Annotated in this window: 5 protein-coding genes and 1 tRNA gene; 5 read left to right on the forward strand and 1 reads right to left on the reverse strand. The window is 48.4% G+C overall.

Annotated features, from left to right (window positions below):
- Positions 1–590 (reverse strand): tetratricopeptide repeat protein (locus P5674_RS23470; protein ID WP_315670335.1); only part of this gene is annotated, 590 nt, incomplete at its 3' end.
- Between the two features lie 147 nt (positions 591–737).
- Between P5674_RS23470 and P5674_RS23475 the strand changes: the two genes are divergently transcribed.
- The 5 genes from P5674_RS23475 (at position 738) to P5674_RS23495 (ending at position 3,750) form a co-directional block, all read left to right on the forward strand.
- The gene (locus tag P5674_RS23475; RefSeq protein WP_014274603.1) at positions 738–971 is read left to right on the forward strand and encodes a hypothetical protein; all 234 of its coding nucleotides are present in this window, start codon (positions 738–740) and stop codon (positions 969–971) included.
- Entirely contained in the window at positions 941–2,365 is a 1,425-nt protein-coding gene (locus tag P5674_RS23480; RefSeq protein WP_006616339.1) for an alanine/glycine:cation symporter family protein, read from the forward strand. Before P5674_RS23475 ends, P5674_RS23480 begins: the two co-directional genes overlap by 31 nt.
- A gap of 41 nt (positions 2,366–2,406) precedes the next feature.
- Positions 2,407–3,192, forward strand: a complete 786-nt coding sequence (hisF, locus tag P5674_RS23485; protein WP_006616338.1) for an imidazole glycerol phosphate synthase subunit HisF — start codon at positions 2,407–2,409, stop codon at positions 3,190–3,192.
- A gap of 108 nt (positions 3,193–3,300) precedes the next feature.
- On the forward strand, positions 3,301–3,513 hold the full coding sequence (locus tag P5674_RS23490; RefSeq protein WP_006616337.1) for a hypothetical protein: 213 nt from the start codon (positions 3,301–3,303) through the stop codon (positions 3,511–3,513).
- 164 nt (positions 3,514–3,677) lie between these two features.
- Positions 3,678–3,750: transfer RNA gene (locus P5674_RS23495), tRNA-Ala, on the forward strand.
- The last annotated feature ends 233 nt before the right edge of the window (positions 3,751–3,983 follow it).

A 3,983-nucleotide genomic window follows, 5' to 3' on the forward strand; every position in this document is an offset into this window, starting at 1 on the left:
AATTGCAAAGATTGCCGATACAGACGCTCCGCCTCATCCCAGTTGCCCCGATTTCCCTCGATAGAACCCAACACTCCCCAAGAGGTTGCCATGCCGGAGCGATCGCCCAATTCGGTTCTCAATTGCAAAGATTGCCGATACAGACGCTCCGCCTCATCCCAGTTGCCCCGATTTCCCTCGATAGAACCCAACACTCCCCAAGAGGTTGCCATGCCGGAGCGATCGCCCAATTCGGTCATCACTTCCAAATATTGCCGATACAGACGCTCGGCCTCATCCCAGTTGCCGCGATTTCGCTGGATATCTCCCAACACTCCCCAAGAGGTTGCCATGCCGGAGCGATCGCCCAATTCGGTACTCAATTGCAAAGATTGCCGACACAGACGCTCGGCCTCATCCCAGTTGCCCCGGTCGCGCTCAATACAACCTAACTGTCCCCAACATAAAGCGATCTTAGCCTTATCCCCGATTTCTTGATACAAGGCGAGAGACTGTTGCAAAGATTCCCAGGCTTGGGGATATTGACCCCGTTGATACTGTTCAAATCCTTGCCGCAAAGAGAGATAGGCTTGCAGTTGTTGTTCATCCATAGCCACGCACCGAGTCGGGATAATATCCCCATATTACCTCATCCCTCCAGGATGCAGAACAGACCCTATCGTGTGGGGGCGATCTTCAATTGGCCTGCGATCCGCAATACTAGATAAGGTAAGTATCAAGTATTGGCTAGGGTAACCATGACGGAATTACTCGAAAGTGCGATCGCTCGGTTACAAAGTCCGAGAGTGAGCAGAATGCGATCGCTCCTTCAGCAATGGCTGAATATCATGCTGGTAAAAACCGGGTTTCTTTACCCCCCCAGACTTTCAGAAACCCCGTTTCTTAGGGAAATCTTTTGTGACTGCCCAGCTTTGGCTACCACGGGAGTTATAATTGCCAGATGGATAAATTGCCTAATATATCGATTATAGCTGCCCAGATTCTGGAGATTGTCTACAGAATTATCTTTGTGGAAGTGGGGGGGATACCCTTAATTGTGGTCTGGTTTATGGCGGGTGGTCTGGTTTTCACCCTGTGGATGAGATTTGTTAATCTTAGGGGTTTCACACACGCTATTAAAGTGGTTTTGGGAGTCTATGATAACCCCGAAGATGAGGGGGAAGTTTCCCACTTTCAAGCATTGGCTACGGCTTTATCGGCTACTGTGGGATTAGGAAATATTGCGGGAGTGGCGATCGCTATTGGTTTGGGAGGTCCGGGGGCTGTGGTTTGGATGACTCTGGCGGGTTTTCTGGGAATGAGTAGTAAATTTGTGGAATGTACCCTCGCTCAAAAATACCGCCTCGTTAACCCAGATGGTACGATCGCCGGGGGTCCTATGTATTATCTATCGGCGGGTTTACAGGAGTTGGGACAAAAAAACTTGGGTCGGGTTTTGGCGGCTATGTTTGCTGTTTTGGCGATCGGCGCCGCCTTGGGGAGTTCCAGCATCTTTCAAGCTAATCAGTCTAAGGTCGCGATCGCACGAGTTTTTCCCGTATTCGCCTCTCAGGGGTGGCTCTATGGCTCCGTTTTGGTGCTTTTGGTCGGATTGGTCATTATTGGGGGGATTCGCCGTATAGCTCAAATTACGGCGGTTCTGGTTCCCTTCATGTGTGCTATATATGTAATCGCCGCGCTGTGGGTTCTGCTGGTCAATTGGGCAAAAATTCCTGATGCGATCGCTACTATTTTCGCCTCGGCTTTTGAAGATCAAGCTGTGGTGGTGGGAGGTTTGGCAGCCTTAATTCAAGGGTTTAGAAGGGCGGCTTTTTCTAATGAGGCGGGCTTGGGAATTGCGGCGATCGCTCATGCTGCCGCTCGCACAGATGAACCTATCCGAGAGGGAATAGTCGCCACCCTGGAACCATTAATTGATACCGTCATTATCTGCAATATGACCGCGTTAGTTATCATTATTACGGGAGCCTATAATAACCCCGCCTGGGCGAATTTAGGAGGCGCAGAAATCACATCCGCCGCCTTTGGTTCGGTGATTCATTGGTTCCCTTATGTGTTGGCTGCCGCTTTATTTTGCTTTGCTTTCTCCACGATGATAGCCTGGGGATATTATGGGGAATTGTGTTGGCAATATTTATTAGGACAACGCTGGGCGATTATTTATAAACTCCTATTTTTAACCGCCATATTTTTAGGGGCGATCGTCAATCCTCAAGCGGTGATTAAATTCAGTGATGCCATGTATCTAACCATGTCAATTCCTAATCTATTGGGACTATATTTTCTAGCCCCCACAGTGGCGCGAGATTTGACTGACTATTGGCAAAAATTAACAACATCTAATCAGGTCGCCCAAAACAGTTAAACTATAAAAGGAATTTTTTGCCCCATAATCGAGGAGTTGCTATGCTTGCTAAACGCATTTTACCATGTTTAGATGTTAGAGCCGGTCGGGTGGTCAAGGGTGTCAATTTTGTTAATCTCCAAGACGCTGGCGACCCGGTGGAATTGGCTGCCGCCTATAATGACGCGGGGGCTGATGAATTGGTGTTTCTGGACATTACCGCTACCCATGAAGACCGCGATATCATTATTGATGTGGTCTATCGTACCGCTGAACAGGTGTTTATCCCTTTGACCGTCGGGGGGGGTATCCAAAACTTAGAAATGATTAAAAATTTGTTAAGGGCCGGGGCTGATAAGGTCAGCATTAACTCGGCGGCGGTCCGTGACCCAGATTTAATCAATAAAGCCAGCGATCGCTTTGGTGTTCAGTGTATTGTAGTCGCTATTGATGCCCGTCGGCGCACTGACCCAAATAATCCCGGTTGGGATGTTTTTGTCCGTGGTGGTCGCGAAAATACCGGACTTGATGCGATCGCTTGGGCGAAAGAATTGGCGCAACGAGGCGCGGGAGAACTTCTGGTGACCAGTATGGACGCAGACGGCACACAAGCAGGCTATGACCTGGAATTAACCCGGACTATCGCTGAAAGTGTCGAAATTCCCGTGATTGCCTCTGGGGGCGCGGGAACCTCTCAGCATATCTACGAAGCCTTAACCGAGGGACGCGCGGAGGCGGCTTTATTGGCTTCTCTGTTACATTACGGACAGTTAAGCGTCGCTGAAATCAAATCCTATCTCGCCACTCGCCATATTCCCGTCCGTCCCCACGCACTCCCCCACGTCTAATGGTTTCCCCACGGGAGTTTTACCTAAACAAAAGATTAAATTTTCCGCATTACCGGCTCAGTTACGAAACTCCTGTTAGAATGGAAGAAATGTTACAAAACGTAACTTATGCTGATTTCTATTCTAATAATTGATATAGCTCTGGTAGCCTGGTCTGTACATCTGATGCAGCAAGCGGCTCGATATCGAGAGTCTTCCTTTGTCCTGGCCGGTATATTAGTGGCTATTTCCGCCGTCGCTATGGTTGTGGTTTATTTTCTCATGGGTTCGTGTATCGACCACCTTACCCAAATGTCTCATCATGCTTACTCCTATATGTGATCTGGTGCGATCGTCTACAGTCCCACCTTTAGACCCCGTGGGGCGACCATTACCAGTGTGGGGCGATCGATTTTCCTCCCTTTAGCGCCTAGAGGATATCAAAAAATTTTTGCCAAAATCATTGACTTAACCAATCATCCTGTGATACATTAAAAGATGTCTTTGGGGTTATAGCTCAGTTGGTAGAGCACTGCAATGGCATTGCAGGGGTCAGCGGTTCGAGTCCGCTTAGCTCCATTTCAGTTGAACCCTTATCCTAACGGCGATAACCGGGAAACACTCAACCCGATAGTCGTACCTAATTACTCAGATATTACTCACAATCTAGTCCTAGCACAGGAAAATAATTCTGTCAATAGGATGATTACTCAGTCAACAAGCACAACTTAATTAATCTGTCAAACACTCATACCACCCCCCAACCAAACACCGATAGGGTAACTCCCTTGTGATAGCAGTCAATGGCAAGC

This window comes from Limnospira sp. PMC 289.06 (assembly GCF_032350395.1).
In the GTDB taxonomy this organism is placed as follows: Bacteria; Cyanobacteriota; Cyanobacteriia; order Cyanobacteriales; family Microcoleaceae; genus Limnospira; species Limnospira platensis.

Excerpts from the sequence above, each read along its gene's own strand:
- P5674_RS23475 (WP_014274603.1), top strand. The coding sequence starts at position 738 with ATGACGGAATTACTCGAAAGTGCGATCGCTCGGTTACAAAGTCCGAGA.
- hisF (WP_006616338.1), top strand. The coding sequence starts at position 2,407 with ATGCTTGCTAAACGCATTTTACCATGTTTAGATGTTAGAGCCGGTCGG.
- P5674_RS23490 (WP_006616337.1), top strand. The coding sequence starts at position 3,301 with ATGCTGATTTCTATTCTAATAATTGATATAGCTCTGGTAGCCTGGTCT.
- P5674_RS23480 (WP_006616339.1), top strand. The coding sequence starts at position 941 with ATGGATAAATTGCCTAATATATCGATTATAGCTGCCCAGATTCTGGAG.